Annotated in this window: 14 protein-coding genes; 3 read left to right on the top strand and 11 right to left on the bottom strand. The window is 71.9% G+C overall.

Features of this window, described 5'->3' with window-relative positions:
* Nucleotides 1–42: 42 nt before the first annotated feature.
* From AB0M93_RS05185 to AB0M93_RS05165, 5 genes are all read right to left on the bottom strand, one after another.
* Nucleotides 43–987 carry a DUF58 domain-containing protein gene (locus tag AB0M93_RS05185; protein ID WP_364268555.1) on the bottom strand — a complete coding sequence of 315 codons (945 nt, stop codon included), beginning with the start codon at nt 985–987 and terminating at the stop codon, nt 43–45.
* A gap of 7 nt (nt 988–994) precedes the next feature.
* Entirely contained in the window at nt 995–2,068 is a 1,074-nt protein-coding gene (locus tag AB0M93_RS05180; RefSeq protein WP_364268553.1) for an AAA family ATPase, read from the bottom strand.
* A 285-nt stretch (nt 2,069–2,353) separates the two neighbouring features.
* Nucleotides 2,354–2,899 (bottom strand): molybdenum cofactor guanylyltransferase, encoded by a 546-nt coding sequence (locus tag AB0M93_RS05175; protein WP_364268551.1) that lies wholly within the window; start codon nt 2,897–2,899, stop codon nt 2,354–2,356.
* A gap of 92 nt (nt 2,900–2,991) precedes the next feature.
* Entirely contained in the window at nt 2,992–3,711 is a 720-nt protein-coding gene (locus AB0M93_RS05170; RefSeq protein WP_364268549.1) for a class I SAM-dependent methyltransferase, read from the bottom strand.
* 44 nt (nt 3,712–3,755) lie between these two features.
* The gene (locus tag AB0M93_RS05165; RefSeq protein ID WP_364268547.1) at nt 3,756–5,069 is read right to left on the bottom strand and encodes an NlpC/P60 family protein; all 1,314 of its coding nucleotides are present in this window, start codon (nt 5,067–5,069) and stop codon (nt 3,756–3,758) included.
* A 347-nt stretch (nt 5,070–5,416) separates the two neighbouring features.
* On the opposite strand from AB0M93_RS05165, the gene AB0M93_RS05160 reads away from it, so the two are divergent.
* The gene (locus tag AB0M93_RS05160; RefSeq protein WP_364268545.1) at nt 5,417–8,230 is read left to right on the top strand and encodes an aconitate hydratase; all 2,814 of its coding nucleotides are present in this window, start codon (nt 5,417–5,419) and stop codon (nt 8,228–8,230) included.
* Between the two features lie 68 nt (nt 8,231–8,298).
* On the top strand, nt 8,299–9,096 hold the full coding sequence (locus AB0M93_RS05155) for an alpha/beta hydrolase (protein ID WP_364268543.1): 798 nt from the start codon (nt 8,299–8,301) through the stop codon (nt 9,094–9,096).
* Here the strand turns inward: AB0M93_RS05155 and AB0M93_RS05150 are convergent.
* Together AB0M93_RS05150 and AB0M93_RS05145 are read right to left on the bottom strand one after the other, a co-directional pair.
* The gene (locus AB0M93_RS05150) at nt 9,093–9,797 is read right to left on the bottom strand and encodes an MgtC/SapB family protein (protein ID WP_364268541.1); all 705 of its coding nucleotides are present in this window, start codon (nt 9,795–9,797) and stop codon (nt 9,093–9,095) included. The genes AB0M93_RS05155 and AB0M93_RS05150 overlap by 4 nt on opposite strands.
* A 203-nt stretch (nt 9,798–10,000) precedes the next feature.
* Nucleotides 10,001–10,855, bottom strand: a complete 855-nt coding sequence (locus AB0M93_RS05145; RefSeq protein ID WP_364268539.1) for an alpha/beta hydrolase — start codon at nt 10,853–10,855, stop codon at nt 10,001–10,003.
* Between the two features lie 91 nt (nt 10,856–10,946).
* Between AB0M93_RS05145 and AB0M93_RS05140 the strand changes: the two genes are divergently transcribed.
* Nucleotides 10,947–11,525: a TetR/AcrR family transcriptional regulator gene (locus AB0M93_RS05140; protein WP_364268537.1), complete on the top strand. Its 579-nt coding sequence runs from the start codon at nt 10,947–10,949 to the stop codon at nt 11,523–11,525.
* A 45-nt stretch (nt 11,526–11,570) separates the two neighbouring features.
* On the opposite strand, the gene AB0M93_RS05135 is transcribed toward AB0M93_RS05140, so the two are convergent.
* The 4 genes from AB0M93_RS05135 to egtC form a co-directional block, all read right to left on the bottom strand.
* Complete coding sequence (locus AB0M93_RS05135) at nt 11,571–13,175, bottom strand: alpha/beta hydrolase (RefSeq protein ID WP_364268929.1); 1,605 nt, start codon at nt 13,173–13,175, stop codon at nt 11,571–11,573.
* A 145-nt stretch (nt 13,176–13,320) separates the two neighbouring features.
* Nucleotides 13,321–13,743, bottom strand: coding sequence for a nitroreductase family deazaflavin-dependent oxidoreductase (locus tag AB0M93_RS05130; RefSeq protein WP_364268927.1), 423 nt, complete (start codon nt 13,741–13,743; stop codon nt 13,321–13,323).
* A 46-nt stretch (nt 13,744–13,789) separates the two neighbouring features.
* On the bottom strand, nt 13,790–14,767 hold the full coding sequence (gene egtD, locus AB0M93_RS05125) for an L-histidine N(alpha)-methyltransferase (RefSeq protein WP_364268535.1): 978 nt from the start codon (nt 14,765–14,767) through the stop codon (nt 13,790–13,792).
* Nucleotides 14,764–15,519 (bottom strand): ergothioneine biosynthesis protein EgtC, encoded by a 756-nt coding sequence (egtC, locus tag AB0M93_RS05120; RefSeq protein ID WP_364268533.1) that lies wholly within the window; start codon nt 15,517–15,519, stop codon nt 14,764–14,766. Before egtC ends, egtD begins: the two co-directional genes overlap by 4 nt.
* Nucleotides 15,520–15,521: the final 2 nt, after the last annotated feature.

The raw sequence follows: 15,521 nt of genomic DNA, 5'->3' as shown, positions 1-15,521 counted from the left end.
GAGCCGGAAGCGCAGTGGTGAATGGTTCGGTCGCAGGCTCCCTCACGCCACACCCCCCGACCAGCGGCGTTTGCGGGCGACGACGAACCGCACCATGTCGGCGATCCAGTCGGCGTCCGTGCGCAGCGTCAGGTGCGCCGCACCCGCGCGCCGCAGACCGGCCGCCACCTTCTGCCGGTGGGCGTGGGCCGCGGCCCCGAACTCCTTGCGCAGCAAGGCCGACGCGTGCACTTCGCGCTGCTTTCCTGTCTCCGGGTCGGCCAGCACGACGGTGCCCACCTCGGGCAGGTCGACGTCGCGCGGGTCGAGGACTTCGATCGCGATCAGTTCGTGGCGCCCGCCCAGCGCCCGCAGCGGCCGCTCCCAGGAGTCCTCGCCCAGGAAGTCGGAAATCACCACGGCCAGGCCACGCCGGCGCGGCGGGCGGCGCAGCGCTTCGAGCGCCTGGGCGAAGTCGCCCCGGGTGCCTTCGGCCGCGCGCGGTGTCTCGGCGACCCGGCGCACCAGCCCGCGGGCGTGCGCCAAGCCGCCGCGCGCCGGGATGCGGGTCGTGTCGGCGCCGGTGGAGATCAGCGCGCCGATCCGGTTGCCGCCGCCCCCGGTGAGGTGCGCGACCGCCGCGACCGCGCAGACCACCAGGTCGCGCTTCTCGCACAGGGCGGTGCCGAAGTCGAGGCTCGCCGACAGGTCGGCGACCAACCACGTCTCCAGTTCGCGGTCGGCCACGGTCTCGCGGATGTGCGGGGTCGTGGTGCGGGCGGTGACCGCCCAGTCCATCCGGCGCACGTCGTCGCCGGGCTGGTACGGACGCGCCTCGCCGGGCTCGGACCCCGGCCCCGGCACCAGGCCGAGGTGGTTGCCCTGCAGCAGCCCGTCGAGCCGGCGGCGGACGTCGAGCTCCAGCGTGCGGAGCCCGGCCTCCAGCCGGTCGCCCCGCAGGACCGGCGGCGCCCACGAAGGGCGTTCGCCCTTGTCGTTCTTCGCCATCACCGGGTTACCTGACCGGCGCGCCCGCCGGGACCGGGCCGCCCTGGCCGGCCCCGCCCTGCGGCCGGGCCGAGACCTGCGGCAACGGCACGGTCTGCAGCACGCGCGTGATGATGTGGTCGATCGGCACGCCGTCGGCCAGCGCGTCGTAGGACAGCACGAGCCGGTGGCGCAGCACGTCCGGCACGACGTCGACGACGTCCTGCGGCAGCACGTAGTCGCGGCCGCGGACCAGGGCCAGCGCGCGAGCGGCGGCGATGATGCCGAGGCTCGCGCGCGGCGAAGCGCCGTAGGACACCCAGCCGGCGACGTCGGCGAGGCCGTGCTCGTTCGGCGTCCGGGTGGTCAGCACCAGCCGGACCACGTAGTCGACCAGCGCGTGGTGCACGAACACCTGCGACGCGACGCCCTGCAGCCGGACCAGCTCGCCCGGGCTGAGCACCTCGTGCGGGGTGGGCGGGGTGACGCCCATCCGGTAGATGATCTCGCGCTCTTCCTCGGCGGTGGGGTACTCGACCTGGATCTTGAACAGGAACCGGTCGCGCTGGGCTTCCGGCAGCGGGTAGACACCCTCGTTCTCGATCGGGTTCTGCGTGGCCAGCACGAGGAACGGGTCGGGCATCGGGAACGTCTGCCCGCCGATCGACACGTGCCGCTCGGCCATCACCTCGAGCATCGCCGATTGGACCTTGGCGGGCGCGCGGTTGATCTCGTCGGCGAGCACGAAGTTCGCCACGACCGGGCCGAGTTCGACGTCGAAGCGCTCGGCGCCCTGGCGGTAGATCCGGGTGCCCAGGATGTCGGCGGGCACCAGGTCGGGCGTGAACTGCACGCGGGAGAACGAGCCGCCGACGACCCGGGCGAAGGTCTCCACCGCGAGCGTCTTCGCCACGCCGGGCACGCCTTCGAGCAGCAGGTGGCCCTTGGCCAGCAGGCCGACCAGCATCCGCTCGACCAGGCGGTCCTGGCCGACGATGATCCGCTTGACCTCGAACACGGTCCGCTCCAGCAACTGGGCGTCCCGGGCCGGCGTCGCGGGCTGCTGCCCGTTCCCGCCCTCGGCGTAGCCGGGCTCGGTCACTCTGCCTCCTCAAACTCGTGCGCCGCCCCCGCGACGGTGATCACGCGGTGCGACCGTACTGCGCCCCCGGTCGTCCGGCTCATCCGGCACGCGGACAGCCGGACGTGGCCCCGCGATCAGCCAACACGGTCAGCGGTGTGGCACCTGTGAAGCACCTGCCCGGCCTGCCGCACGCCCGGGTGAGAGGAGCCGGGGATGCCCCGGCCGGGACCCCGGCGGTGGCCTCCCGGTCACCACGATGCGTGAGATCCCCGCCGTCATCGACCCGCCACCGGCGGACCCGGCTCAGCGGTGCCGCTCGAGGTCCTCGGGCGTGTCGATGTCGTCCGCTTCGCCCCGTTCCGCCGGGACCTCCGTGACGGCCAGCCCGCCGAGGACCCGGCGCAGGGCCGCGTTGTCGACCTCTGCCGGCAGCGCCGCGCGAAGGGCGGCGACCCGCCACGCGCCCAGCAGCCACTGCCGCTTCCCCGCCGCGTCGACCAGGGCCGCGCCGTCACCGTCGCCGATCGCGGCCACCAGCCGGTCCACAGTGGACCGGCGGACGCCCGGGAGGTCGGCGGCGAGCACCACCACGGTCCCGACGTCGTCGGGCACGAACAGCAGGCCCGCGGCCAGCGCGGCCACCGGCCCGGTGCCGGGCACCGGTTCCCGGGTCCACACGACGTCGAAGCCGGGCCGGCGCGGGCCGACCGCGATCACCCGTTCGGCGCCCTCCAGCGCATGGATCGCGCGGGCCAGCAACGGCTTGCCGCCGACCGACAGGGCCGGCTTGTCCACACCGGACAACCTGCGGGCCGAGCCCCCGGCCACCACGATCCCCGCGTAGCGCATCCGGGGAATCTAGCGGCCCGAGAGGAGGTAGGTGAAGCCCGCCACCTGGGCAGGGCGCCGGTACCGAACTCGACAGCCCAGGCCGCCCGGCCTCAGCGGCCCAAGACGAGGTAGGTGAAGCCCAGCACGCCGCGGTAGCCGCGGACGTACTCGCGCAGCCGCCGGTCGAGCCACTCGCGGACCGCAGCCGCCCGCGGGTCGGCCGGGTGCGCCGCCAGCCACTCCGCCCAGCCGGCCCGCGAGGTCGACTCGAAGTCGTCCCACTCCAGCTGGCCGGCCGTGCTCAGGTGCAGGACGCGCCAGCCGGCGGCGTCCGCAGCGTCGAGCAGGTCCGGCAAGGCCAGCAGGTCCGGGCCGAAGATCTCCTGAGCCGCCGGGGTCGGCGGCGCCGCCCAGAACCCGTCGCCGTAGAGCAGCCGGCCCGACGGCAGCACCACCCGGGTGAGCGCTTCGAGCGCGGCCTTCGTCGAGCCGAAGATGTGGGCGGCGCCGATGCAGAAGGCCCGCTCGGCGGGAACGTCCCAGGTCGCGGCGTCGGCTTCGACCCACTTCACCCGCTCCTGCAGGCCGCGTTCGCACGCCGCCGCCCTGCCCCGCGCCAGGCCCGTCCCGTCGGTGTCGATTCCCGTCCCGCGCAGGTCCGGCGCCCGGCCGAGGGCCCGCAGCAGCAGCTCGCCCCAGCCGCAGCCGAGGTCGGCGAGGTGTCCCCCGGCGAGCTCCATCCGGTCGAGCAGCAGGTCCGCGTGCGGCTCGGACAGGGGCGTGTTCCAGCGCATCCGGGTGCGCCGCAGCGCGTTCAGTTCGTCGTCCACCCGGTGATCTTGTGGTGGCGGGACGACGGCGTCGAGTGAGTTTTTCAGCCGACCAGGCGGGTCGCGTACGGCATGATCCCGCCGTAGCGGACCGGGGCCACCCGGACCCGCAGGCCGGACTGCGGCGCTTCGACCATCTGGCCGCCGCCGAGGTAGAGGGCGACGTGGTGGATGCCGCCCGGGCCGCCCCAGAACAGCAGGTCGCCGCGGCGCATCTGGGAGAGCGGCACCTGGCGTCCCGCCGAGTACTGGTAGCCGCTGTAGTGCGGCAGCGACCGGACCCCGGCGAAGGCGAAGATCATCAGGCCGGAGCAATCGAAGCCGATCTTGTTGTAGTCGCCGTAGCGGTCGGCGACACCGCCGTCGCGGATACCGCGGGTCGCGCCGCTCGCGTTGCCGCCGCCCCACGCGTACGGCATCCCGAGCTTCGACAGCGCCCGGGCGATCACCGCCTCGATCGACGAGCCGGCCGGCCCCGAAGGAGGCGCTCCGCCCGACGGACCGCCACCGCCGCCCGAGGACGCGAGCGCGGCCTGGCGGGCGCGTTCCTCGTCCTCACGCTGCTTCTGGGCGAGCCAGTCCTGGTAGCGCTGCCGCTGGCCCTGCAGCCCGTCGACCTTCGCCTGCGCGGCGTAAAGCTGCTGCTCGACGTCGGACTTGTTCTTCTCGAGCTGGGTGTTCTGGGTCGCCTGGCTGTCCTGCGCCCGCTCGGCGGCGGTCTGCGCGGCGTCGGCACTGTTCTTCGCCCGGCGGGCCGCGTCCTGCTTCTGCTGGGCGATTTCGGCGGCCTTGCGGGCCGCGGCGTCCTTGTTCGACTTCTCCGTCTGCGCCTGCTGGAGGCGGTCGAGGGCGTTGAGCCGGTCACCGCCGACGGCGTCGAGCAGCTGGGCGCGGGCGAGCATGTCCTTGGGGCTGGCCGCGCTCAGGTAGGCCGAGAGCGAGCCCACGGTGCTGCCCTGCTGGAAGCTCGCCGCGGCGAACGTCTTGAGGTCCGCCCGCGCCTTCTCGATGGCCGCCGCGGCCGCGTCCGCCTCGGTCCGCGCGGAGCTGGCGTCGTTTTCCGCCTGCGCCGCGTCGTCCTGGGCGGTCTGCAGGTCGACCAGGGCCTTGTTGGCCTGTTCCTGCTTCAGCTCGACGTCGTCCTGCAGCTGCGACAGCTTCTGTTCGGCCTGGGCCAGCTGGTTGGTCAGCCGGCCGACCTCGCCGGCCTTCGCGTTCGCGTCGGCCTTGCCGGCCTGGATCTCGCTGTCGCTGGGGTTGGGCGGCGGCGGGGGTGCCGCGAGGCCCGTGCCGCCGGCGCCGAACAAGATCACCAGCGTGAGCGTGCTCACGCTGAGTCCCCGGCGGACGCGCGGCACCTTCGGCCCCTCGCACCGTCCTAACAAGACCGCCACCTCCGCTCACCAGCGCACACCGCGTGTCACTGCAGTCACACCACTATCACAAGCATCAGCGGAAACTTACACAACGTAGGCACCAATTCCCCTCATTGAGGGACCCCCGCATCAGATGGCGCAGCCCACACCGCGTGTCGTCTTGTCCGTTAAACAGGACACGCGTACTGTTTGAGGCACCGCGAGGTGTGGCATCCCGAATCCGGTCCTACGGTGGGGGTGCGCCACACTCGCCACCACCGAACCCGACCGAACTGACCCGGGACTCGACCGCCGCACCGGCGCGGAAGTCCACGCCACTGGAGTTAGACGTGACCGCACCTGCCAGCAAGGACAGCTTCGGCGCCAAAGACACGCTGAAGGTCGGCGATGCCTCGTACGAGGTGTTCCGCCTGAACAAGGTCGAGGGCGCCGAGCGGCTGCCCTACAGCCTGAAGATCCTGCTCGAGAACCTGCTGCGCACCGAGGACGGCGCGAACATCACCGCCGACCACATCCGCGCGCTCGGCTCGTGGGACCCGAACGCCGACCCGTCGATCGAAATCCAGTTCACGCCCGCCCGCGTGATCATGCAGGACTTCACCGGCGTGCCGTGCGTCGTCGACCTCGCCACCATGCGCGAAGCGGTCACCGACCTGGGCGGCGACCCGGACAAGGTGAACCCGCTCGCGCCGGCCGAGCTGGTCATCGACCACTCGGTGATCATCGACGTCTTCGGCCGCCCCGACGCCTTCGAGCGCAACGTCGAGATCGAGTACGAGCGCAACCGCGAGCGCTACCAGTTCCTGCGCTGGGGCCAGGGCGCCTTCGACGAGTTCAAGGTCGTCCCGCCGGGCACCGGCATCGTGCACCAGGTCAACATCGAGCACCTCGCACGCACGGTCATGAGCCGGGGCGGCCAGGCCTACCCCGACTCCTGCGTCGGCACCGACTCGCACACCACCATGGTCAACGGCCTGGGCGTGCTGGGCTGGGGCGTCGGCGGCATCGAGGCCGAGGCGGCCATGCTGGGCCAGCCGGTGTCGATGCTCATCCCGCGCGTCGTCGGCTTCAAGCTGACCGGCGAGATCCCGGCCGGCGTCACCGCCACCGACGTCGTGCTCACCATCACCGAGATGCTGCGCCGCCACGGTGTCGTCGGCAAGTTCGTCGAGTTCTACGGCGAAAGCGTCGCCGAGGTGCCGCTGGCCAACCGCGCCACCATCGGCAACATGAGCCCGGAGTTCGGCTCCACCGCGGCGATCTTCCCGATCGACGAGGAGACCGTCCGCTACCTGAAGCTGACCGGCCGCTCGGCCGAGCAGGTCGCCCTGGTCGAGGCGTACGCCAAGGAGCAGGGCCTCTGGCACGACCCGTCGCGCGAGGCGGCCTACTCCGAGTACCTCGAACTGGACCTGTCGACGGTCGTCCCGTCGATCGCCGGCCCGAAGCGCCCGCAGGACCGCATCGAGCTGACCGACGCGAAGTCGTCGTTCCGCAAGTCGATCCACGACTACGTGGACGGCGAGGACCCCACGCCGCACACCAAGATGGACGAGGCTTCGGAGGAGTCCTTCCCGGCCAGTGACGCCCCGTCGCTGTCGTTCGCCGAGGACGACGCCGCCCCCGTCACCAGCTCCGCCGCGAACGGCGCGTCCGGCCGCCCGAGCAAGCCGGTCAAGGTCTCGACGTCCGACCGCGGCGAGTTCGTGCTCGACCACGGCGCCGTCGTGATCGCCTCGATCACCTCGTGCACCAACACCTCGAACCCGTCGGTCATGCTCGGCGCCGCGCTGCTCGCGCGCAACGCCGTGGACAAGGGCCTCGCGGTGAAGCCGTGGGTGAAGACGTCGATGGCGCCGGGCTCGCAGGTCGTCACCGACTACTACACCAAGGCCAACCTGTGGCCGTACCTGGAGAAGCTGGGCTACCACCTGGTCGGCTACGGCTGCACCACCTGCATCGGCAACTCCGGCCCGCTCTCGGACGAGATTTCCGCGGCCATCCAGGAGAACGACCTCACCGCGGTCTCGGTGCTCTCGGGCAACCGGAACTTCGAAGGCCGGATCAACCCCGACGTGAAGATGAACTACCTCGCGTCGCCGCCGCTGGTCATCGCCTACGCGCTGGCCGGCACGATGGACTTCGACTTCGCGAACCAGCCGCTGGGCCAGGACGCGCAAGGCAACGACGTCTTCCTCAAGGACATCTGGCCGACGGCCAAGGAGATCCAGGAGACCATCGACCACGCGATCACGCAGGAGATGTTCACCAAGGACTACGCGGACGTCTTCGACGGCGGCGAGCGCTGGAAGTCGCTGCCCACCCCGGAGGGCAAGACCTTCGAGTGGGACCTCGAGTCCACCTACGTGCGGAAGCCGCCGTACTTCGAGGGCATGACGCCGGAGCCGGCCCCGGTCACCGACATCACCGGCGCGCGCGTGCTGGCGAAGCTGGGCGACTCGGTCACCACCGACCACATCTCCCCCGCCGGCGCGATCAAGCCGGGCACCCCGGCCGCGCAGTACCTGACCGAGCACGGCGTGGAGAAGAAGGACTTCAACTCCTACGGGTCGCGACGCGGCAACCACGAGGTGATGATCCGCGGCACGTTCGCGAACATCCGGCTGCGCAACCAGCTCCTGGACGACGTGCAGGGCGGCTACACCCGCGACTTCACGCAGGAGGGCGCCCCGCAGGCATTCATCTACGACGCGGCCCAGAACTACGCGGCGGCGGGCACCCCGCTGGTCGTGCTGGGCGGCAAGGAGTACGGCTCGGGCTCGTCGCGTGACTGGGCGGCCAAGGGCACCTCGCTGCTGGGCGTCCGCGCGGTGATCACCGAGTCGTTCGAGCGCATCCACCGCTCGAACCTGATCGGCATGGGCGTCATCCCGCTGCAGTTCCCGGCGGGCGAGTCGGCCTCGTCGCTCGGCCTCGACGGCACCGAGACGTTCGACATCTCGGGCATCACCAAGCTGAACGACGGCGAGACCCCGCGCACGGTGCACGTCACCGCGACCAAGCATGATGGAGCCACCGTGGAGTTCGAGGCGGACGTCCGCATCGACACCCCGGGTGAGGCGGACTACTACCGCAACGGCGGCATCCTGCAGTACGTGCTGCGGAAGATGACGCAGGCGTAAGGATCCTGCCCCGAAGGCCTCCCCATCGAGCAGGTGGGGAGGCCTTCGTCGTGCGGTACCGTCGGGTCATGGGGGACTTTCTCGAACTCGGTGACGGCAGGCTGTCCTACGAGGCCCGCGGCCACGGCCGGCCGGTGGTGTTCCTGCACCCGGGTGCTTTCCACAGCGCTGTCTGGGACCGGCAGGCCACCCGGCTCAGCGTGGACCACCGGGTCGTCCGCTACGACGCCCGCGGCCACGGCGAATCGTCAGAACAGCTACCCGGGTTTTCCCACCACGAAGACCTCCGGCGGCTGCTCGACGCCCTGGGGATCGACCGCGCGGTGCTGGTGGGCTGTTCGATGGGCAGCCGTACGGCGATCGACTTCGCGCTCCTGCACCCGGACCGCGTCGACGGGCTGCTGCTGAGCTCACCGGGTATCAGCGGCATGGTCGACCGAGACCCGTTCACCCTCGAGCAATGGCGGTTGTTCGCCGAGGCGATCGCCGCGCAGGACAACGCGCTGACCCTCGAATGCGTGCTCCGCATGCTCGTCGACGGCCCGCACCGGATGCCGGACCAGGTCGACCCGGACGTCCGGGCGCGCTACGCAGCCATGCTGATCGACAACGCGCGAAAAGGCCACCGCAGCTTCGGCACCGGCGCGGAACTGCACGCGATCACCCGCGCCGCCGAACTCCGGGCGCGGATCCTGGTCGTCACGGGAAACCTCGACACCACCGACATCCACGCCGTCGCGGACCTGATCGAGCGCGAAGCACCCCACGCGCGCCGGGTCACCCTCGACGGCGCGGGGCACCAGGTCAACGCCGAGCAGCCCGCCCGGTTCGACGAGCTGCTCGGCGAATTCCTCCGCACCTGCTAGGCCGGCACGGCCACCCAGCGCACGCTGGACACCGACGGCTCCAGCGAAAGCCGGGAGACCGCCGCCTCCATCTGGGCGTCGTCGCGCTGGTCGCCGATCAGCTCGGCGCGGACCTCGACCGTGCGGTTCTCGCGGTCCGTGCTCAGCACCGACAGCAGCCGGAAGTCCGTGCGTGTCAACGCCTGCACGAGCAGCGCCCGCACGTGGGCCTCGGCCTCGTCGCGGGTCACCGCCTGGAACTCGTAGCGCGCCGGGGTCTCGTCGCCCGAGTCCGGGCGGCGGTCGACGACGCGGCCGAGCGGGCGCAGCACGACGTTCACCCCGACCACGACGGCGGTCCCGGCCGCGGCGACCGCGTACAGGCCGGCTCCGGCGAGGGCCCCGACCGCGGCCGAGCACCACAGCGTCGCCGCGGTGTTGAGGCCGCGGACGTTGAGGCCGTCACGCATGATGACCCCGGCACCGAGGAACCCGATGCCGGAGACGATCTGCGCCGCCACCCGTGTCGGATCGGCGTCGCCGCTCGACGCCAGGCCGCCGAAGCCGTGCGCGGACAGCAGCACGAACAGCGTCGCGCCGACGGCGACGAGGGCGTTGGTGCGCAGCCCGGCCATCCGGGCGCGGAACTGGCGCTCGAACCCGATGACGGCACCCAGGCCCACCCCGGCGCCGACGCGCAGCAGCATTTCGAAGATGGTCATGATCCGGCTCTTTTCCGGCGTGCGCGCACTGCCGGACAGGGGGCGGCCGAACTTCAGCCCAGCCGGAAACCTCCGGTGAGCGCGCGCCCGGCCGTCCGATGACTGTCCGCTGGCATGTGCCGCTCACCTCGCTTCCGTTGCTCGTGGTTGATCAACTCCCCCACTGTAGCGCCAGGTCCCGGCCTCGGCGCCTGTGATGAGCGCTACGCCCAGTGCCGGCGCAGGTGCGGGACGAGGTCTTCGGGCCGTTCGTCGGGGAAGAAGAGCTTCGCGCCCGGCACCTCGACGACCTCGGTGACGCCGGGGACCGCGTCCCGGAACCGGTACGCCCACTCGACGCCGAAGTTCGGATCGCCGGTCCCCCAGACCAGCAGCGTCGGCACGCGGAACTCCTTGAGCAGCGGCTCGATCGCGTCCAGTTCCTCGCCGCGGACCGACGTCAGCAGGCGCTCGAACTGCCGCGCCGCGTCGAGCGTGGCGCCGATCGGCCGCGCGAACGCGGCCAGGACCTCGTCGGACAGCTGTCCGGGGTGTTCGTAGCCCGCGCCCAGCGCACCGGTCCGCGCCTGCGCCGGGTCCGTGACGAGCCGGACCAGCAGCGGCGCGAGCTTCCCGCGTTCGGCCAGCTCGACGACCGGGCGGAACGACTCCGGCGGCAGGTTCCCCTGCGTGTCGCAGTTGGTCAGGACGAGCGTCCGGACCCGGTCGGGGTGGCGCGCGGCCAAGACCTGCGCGACCGCGCCGCCGGTGTCGTTGGCGACCAGGTCGACCGCGCCGAGTTCCAGCGACTCGCAGAAGTCTTCGAGCAGCCGGGCCAGCCCGTTCAGGCTGAGGTCCTGTTCGGGCGTCACCGGTGAGGCGCCGTGCCCCGGCAGGTCGGGCGCGACGCACCGGCGCTCCCCCGCCAGCTCGGCCATCACCTTGCGCCACAACAGGTTGTTCGTTCCCACGCCGTGCACGAAGAGCGCGACCGGCCCCTCGCCGACGTCTGTGTAGCTCACGTCGCCGGACGCCGTCGACACGCGTCCGCGCTGGTCGTCCCAGATTCGCAAGTCCATGGTCTAAGGTCCCTCCAGAAGTAAACCGACTGACGGTCTAGTATCAACAGACCGACAGTCGGTTTGTCAACGACGGAGGCTGCCGACCCGCATGAACAAGAAGATCGACCGGGGTCAGGCGACCCGCGAGCACCTCGTCGCGGTCGCGACCGGCCTTTTCACCGAGCACGGCTACGACGGCACCTCAATCGAGGCCGTCCTGCGTGCCGCCGACGTGAGCCGCGGCGCGCTCTACCACCACTTCCCCGGCAAGGACGCGCTGTTCGCGGCGGTCCTGGACACCGTCTACGACCGGGTCGGCGCGGAGGGGGCGCGGGCCGTCGAGGGCATGACCGACCCGGTCGAAGCGCTGCGCGCCGCGTGTCTCGCGTGGATCCGGAGCACCCGCGACCCCGTGGTGCGGCAGGTGATGCTCATCGACGCGCCGGCGGTCCTGGGCTGGCAGCGCTGGCGGGAGCTCGACGAGGTGCGCACGCTCGGCAGCATCAAGACGGCGCTGCGGCGCGACGGCCGGATCCCCGCCGCGCGCGTGGACCTCTTCGCGCACGTCCTGCTCGCCGGCATGAACGAGATCGCGTTGCTGGTCGCCCGGGCGGACGACCACGAGAGCGCGGCCACCGAAGCCGAGGCCGCTGCCGGGGACGTGCTGGACCGGCTGCTGGGGACGTAGAACGGGCCGGGGCGACAGCGTCACCCCGGCCCGTCGCTCGTACTGCTACGGCGTGTCGAACGGCTGGACGTTCGGCTGGAACACCTGGCCGTTCGCCGGCACCTTCAGGTCGGTCAGGTAGTCGGCCACGGCCTTGTCGACGCCCAGGGCGTCACCCAGGATGCAGTGGCCGAACGCGTCCACCGACAGCAGGCGGGTGTTGCCGAGCTCGGCCGCCATCCGCTGGGCGAACCGGTACTGCGTCGCCGGGTCGTAGTAGTTGCCGACCACGACCACCGGGACGTCGGTCTTGGCGCGCCACGGGCCGCGGTAGGCGTCCGGCCGCTTCGCCGGCCACACCGGGCAGGCCGCTGTGTCGGCGAACGCCTGGTAGCGGCCGAAAGTGCGCGATTCGCGCTCCCACTTCGCGGCGATCTCCGGCACCTGCTCCTGGCGGATCCGGAACGGCTTGTCGGAGCAGTTGACGGCGAAGTACGAGTCGTCGCTGGTGTAGGGGCTGTCCGGGTTCTCGTCGGCCAGGCCCTGCTTGCCCGCGGTGATCACCTTCAGCTGCGCGGCCTGCAGCGTCTGCGCCTGCGCGCCCGCCGGGTGGATCGCCGTGTAGAGCGCCTGCAGGTCCTGGGCCAGGCTCGTGAACCGCGCCGGCGAATACAGCGCACTCGACACGCCACCGGTGAACCCGCTGATGTCGAGCGGGTCGGCGCCCGGGAGGGTGATCGGCTGCTTGCGCAGGTACTCCCGCAGCTCGTCGAACTTCGCCCGCGGGTTGCCGTCGCTGAACGCGCACTTCGCGCCCACCTGGTCACAGCGCTTCAGGAACCCGTCCAGGGAGATTTCGAAGCCCTGCGCGCGCTCGCGGTCGTACTCGACGCCGTCGCTGGTGCGCAGCGCCGGGTCGACGTTGCCGTCGATCACGATCGCCCGCGACTGCTTCGGGAACATCGACGTGTACGTCGAGCCGATCAACGTCCCGTACGAGAAGCCGACGTAGGTCAGCTTCTGGTCGCCGACCGCCGCGCGCAGCGTGTCGAGGTCGCGCACGACGTCCTTGGTGGACATGTGGTCGAGCAGCGCCCCGGCGTTGTTCCTGCAGAACCGGCCGTAGTCGCGGTACCCGGCCAGGGTGCCCGAGATTTCGGCGCGGGACAGCGGCACGCCGATCATGGAGCCGAAGACCTCGTCCGCGTCCTCCTGCGTCGTGAAGCAGCGCAGCGGGTTGCTCTCGCCGACCCCGCGCGGGTCGAAGCCGATGAGGTCGAAGCGGTCGAGCACCGGCGGCTGGAAGTAGTACTGGCCGCCGATCGGCATCGTCAGGCCCGAGCCGCCGGGGCCGCCGGGGTTGAGGAACAGCGAGCCGACGCGCTTGTCGGGCGTGCGGGCCGCGCGCTTGAGCAGCGCGATGTCGATGGTGCCCAGCGAAGCGTCGTCGTGGTCGATCGGCACGCGGTAGCGCGCGCAGCTGTAGAACTTGATCTGGTCCGCGGGCACGCCGGCGAGGGTGTCGCTGGAGCAGGTGCCCCAGGCGACGGCCGGAGTTGCGCCGACGACGGCGGGCTTGACCGCCGAGTCTTCGGCCGCCGCGGCGGTCCCGGCCGGCCCGGCCAGTCCCACGCCGGCCACGAGCGCCCCCACCAGTGCGAACGACCGCACCCGGCTCTGTGTGGATCTCGGCAAGACGTCTCCTCCCTGAGGGTCACGCATTCGCCGCGCGCGCTCACGACGTCACGGCGCGTTACCCGGGTGAGACTGGCACAAAGCGGTGAATCCCGGCACCGGCCGAACGGATGGTGGGAACTTACCGGGCCACCCGCGTCAGGACGAAAACCGGCAACGGCCGGGCGGCCTCGCGCTGCTCCATCGCGTACCCCGGCCAGAAGCCCAGCAGCTCCCGCCACATCGCTTCGTACTCCTCGCCGTGCAGCTCCCGCGCGACCACGTCGACCGGCTTCCCGGCCAGCGCGACCTGGCACTTCGGGTTCGCGCGCAGGTTGAGCGCCCACGCCGGGTCGTTCGGGCGGCCCCAGTTGGACGCGGTCAGCACGAAGTCGCCACCGCGCGGGAAGTAGAGCAGGTTGGTGCTGCGAGGCAGCCCGCTCTTGCGGCCCGTCGTCGTCAGGCGCAGCGACGGCAGCCCGGCGAGCGCCACGAGGCTCACCCGGCCGCCGAACGCTTTGTGCAGTTTCTTGTCCGCCCACACGACGTACCGCGCCGTGCGCATCAGCCACGGCTTCGTGCCGGCGGCCCGGGCCAGCGCCCGGAGAGGATTAGCCACGCACAGATCTTGCCAGGCTCACCCCGAACCGCTGCTGGGAGTCGGTCCACCAGTGCGCCAGCTCGAACCCGGCCGCGGCCAGCTCCGCCGCGACGCCGGCGGGCCGGAACTTCGCCGAGATCTCGGTCCGGATGTGCTCGCCGGCGGCGAAGCTCACCGTGAGGTCCGCGCCGGGGATCGCGACGGTCAGCGCCCGCCGCGCCCGCAGGCGCATTTCGATCCACTCGTTCTCGGCGTCCCAGTACGAGACGTGCTCGAACTCGTCGAGGTCGAAGTTCGCGCCCAGCCGGGCGTTGATCACCCGCAGCACGTTCTTGTCGAACTCGGCGGTGACGCCGGCGGCGTCGTCGTAGGCGCGTTCGAGGATGCCCGCGTCCTTGACCAGGTCGGTGCCGAGCAGCAGCCACTCCCCCTCGTCGAGGACCTCCCGGACCGAGCGGAGGAAGGTCGCGCGCTCGGCGGGCAGGAAGTTGCCGATCGTGCCGCCGAGGAAGGCCACCACCCGCGGCTGGCCGTCCGGCAGGAGGTCCAGGTGCTGGGTGAAGTCGCCGACGACCCCGCGGACGGCGAGGCCCGGGTAGTCCTTCGAGATGGCTTCGGCGGCCTCCGCCAACGCGGATTCGGACACGTCGAGCGGGACGAACGCCTCCAGCGTGCCGTGCGCGGTCAGCGCGTCCAGCAGCAGCCGGGTCTTCTCGCTCGACCCCGAGCCCAGCTCGACGAGCGTGTGCGCGCCGGTCAGCTCCGCGACGTCGGCGGCGTGCGCGGCCAGCACCTCGCGCTCGCTGCGGGTCGGGTAGTACTCCGGCAGCTGGGTGATCTTCTCGAACAGCTCGCTGCCGTCGGCGTCGTAGAACCACTTGGGCGGCAGCCACTTCTGCGCCGCGGTGAGCCCGGCGACGACGTCCGCGCGCAGTTCCGCGGTGACGGCGTCGCCGGAGCGGTGGTGGTCGAGATCGACTTCGGTCATCGGGTCTCCTGGGTGAGGGGAAGCAGGTCGACGCCGGCGGCGGTGGCGCGCACGGCGTGGTGGTCGGGGACGGGCCGCCAGCGCGGGTCGCCGTCGAGGGGTTCGGACGCCAGCCACACCCCGGCCGGGGTCTCCAGCACGGACAGCGCGTGCGTCCAGGTCGTGCCGATCAGCGTTTCGCCGTCGGTGAGCAGGAAGTTGAGCCGGGAGCCGGGCGCGGCCGCCTCGACGGCGGCGGTCAGCGCCGCCACCGCCGTCAGCGGGTCCTCGCCCGTGGCGAGCCGGGCCCGCAGCAGGGCCCAGAGCACCACCGAATCCGTCGGCGCTTCCAGCGTCAGCAGGTCGGTGACCGGCAGGGTCTTCGCCAGCTCCGCCAGCGAATCCGGATAGCCGCGCACGACGCCGTTGTGGCTGAACAGCCACCGTCCGTGGGTGAACGGCGCCGCGGCCGCCTCGGTCACCGGCAGGCCGGTGGTGCCGTTGCGGACCGCGGCGACGAACGCGCCCGAGGTGACCGCCGCGGCCAGCGGCGGCAGCGTCTCGTCCGTCCACAGTGGAGTCGAACGCCGGTGGCGCAGCGGCGGCGAGCCCGGGCCGGGGTACCAGCCCAGCCCGAACCCGTCGGCGTTGACCGAGCCGCCGCCACGCATGTCCGCCGGCGCGTAGGACTGCACCAGCAGCGAATGCGGGGCACGGAAGAGCGCCTCGGCGGGCGAGAGCGGCTCGCCGAGGTAGCCGATGTGGCGGCACATGC

This window comes from Amycolatopsis sp. NPDC051102 (assembly GCF_040682815.1).
Taxonomy (GTDB): domain Bacteria; phylum Actinomycetota; class Actinomycetes; order Mycobacteriales; family Pseudonocardiaceae; genus Amycolatopsis.
The sequence above is the reverse complement of the archived record's forward strand: the minus strand, read 5'-3'. Positions and strand labels throughout refer to the sequence as shown.